The 1673-nt window shown below is 61.2% G+C and carries 1 protein-coding gene; it reads right to left on the reverse strand.

The annotated features are described in order from the left end of the window. Window positions 1-85: 85 nt before the first annotated feature. Window positions 86-1423: an IS110 family transposase gene (locus tag DK459_RS01440; protein ID WP_370445582.1), complete on the reverse strand. Its 1338-nt coding sequence runs from the start codon at window positions 1421-1423 to the stop codon at window positions 86-88. Window positions 1424-1673 lie beyond the last annotated feature (250 nt).

Genomic DNA, 1673 nt, shown 5'->3' on the forward strand with positions numbered 1-1673 from the left:
CCCCTTCGTCATCCTCGTTGCCGCCTGCCGGCGGCTGCCTCTCAAGAAACTCCACTTAAGTCATTGATACCTCGTTGGCTTCTCCTTAGGCGGTTAACGGCACCAAGCTGTAGCCCATGGTTTCTGCACGTTTTGTCAGGTGATGCAGGACGCGTTGGCGGTGGCGTTCTTCGTAGTACAGCTCACCTTGGTCGACGTATTCGGACCCTTTGGTCAGTAGGGTGTAAATCAGTCGAGCCAGTTTGTGCGCGGCTGCGGTGATGGCGCGCCGCTTGTCCAGGCGAGCGCACAGCCTTCGGTAGTAGGCGCCTAAAGCGGACTGGCTGTGACGTAGCGCCATGGCCGCCAGACGCAGGGCCTGTGCGGCGCGGTTGGGTGAGCGTTTGGTGGCGCCGTTCAGAACCTTGCCTCCGGAGATGCGTGTGCCCGGGCACAAGCCTAACCACGAAGCGAAGTGCTTGGCCGAAGGGAAGCGGTTCATGTCCGGACCGACCTCGGCCAGGACGGTAAAGGCAGTCATCTCGTCGATGCCGTTGATGCGGGTCAGGTCCACGCCGCACATGGCAAATAGATGCGTGCGCAGATCGAAGGCCATGGCCTTTTTGGGCCAGCGGCGCTGCGACTTGCCCGGATCGCCGTCATGGCGGTGCAGTTTGTGCAGTTCGGCTTGGATGTGCTGATCGCAATCGTTGAGCAGTTGTTGATAGGTGTCGTACAGGGCCAGCGCTTGCCGCAGCGCGAACAAGTGCTCGTGACGCCAGTTGCCTTGCAGCGCGGCAGCGATATCGTCCTCGCTGGCCTTGACCTGGCGCTTCTTCAGGCGGGCCAGTGCATGCGGGTCGCGCTCGCCGCCGACGATGGCGCGGATGATGGCCTGACCGGTGACCCCGACCACGTCCGACAGCACTTGCGTGAGCTGAATGTTCATCTGGGCAAGTGCCTTCTGCATGTGCTGCACGTGGCGCACCTGCGAGGCAAGCAGCATCTCGCGCTGGCGCGAGAACTCGCGCAAGACGCAAATCTCGTCAGAGGGACGGAAGGCGCCGGCCAACAGGCCATAGCTCATGAGCTGTTGCAGCCACTGGCAGTCCAGGACATCGGACTTGCGGCCCGAGACGTTCTTCACGTGACGGGCGTTGACTAGGTAAACGTTGAAACCCTGGCTATCGAGCAGCTCGTAAAGCGGGATCCAGTAAACGCCGGTGGACTCCATGGCCACGGCGGTAACGCCGCAGTCCTTGAGCCATTGCGCTAGGCGATACAAATCGGCCGTAAAGCTCTTGAACTCGCGGACAGGTTGGTCGTCGCGGTCATGAGGCACGGCGACGAAGTGGCTGGCCGACCCGATGTCGATGCCCGCGGCATCGGGATGGGCCAGGCTTAGGGTTGCATCGGACTTGCGAGGTGACATGGCTTGCTCCATCATCGCTAACGGAATGCCGCCAGGCATGGGTACGTCGTTGTACTCACTCTCTCAAACGGGATGCACGCGCTAAGCGTGTGCTCACCAATGTCGGTGACGTCACCCGGGGCCATGCTTCAGTACGGGCGTGGGCAAACACGCACCATTGGAAGGTCGGTCTTTACCTGAGCGGCATTCCACCTTGCCACAGGTGCAGCCACGAAGACAGTTTCTTCGTCACGGGCGTCGTGAATGACGACTATTGGGCTTC

The organism is Achromobacter sp. RW408, from assembly GCF_003184165.1.
In the GTDB taxonomy this organism is placed as follows: Bacteria; Pseudomonadota; Gammaproteobacteria; order Burkholderiales; family Burkholderiaceae_B; genus Achromobacter; species Achromobacter xylosoxidans.

Coding starts and splice junctions, on each gene's coding strand:
- DK459_RS01440 (WP_370445582.1), bottom strand. CDS start 1,423: ATGGAGCAAGCCATGTCACCTCGCAAGTCCGATGCAACCCTAAGCCTG.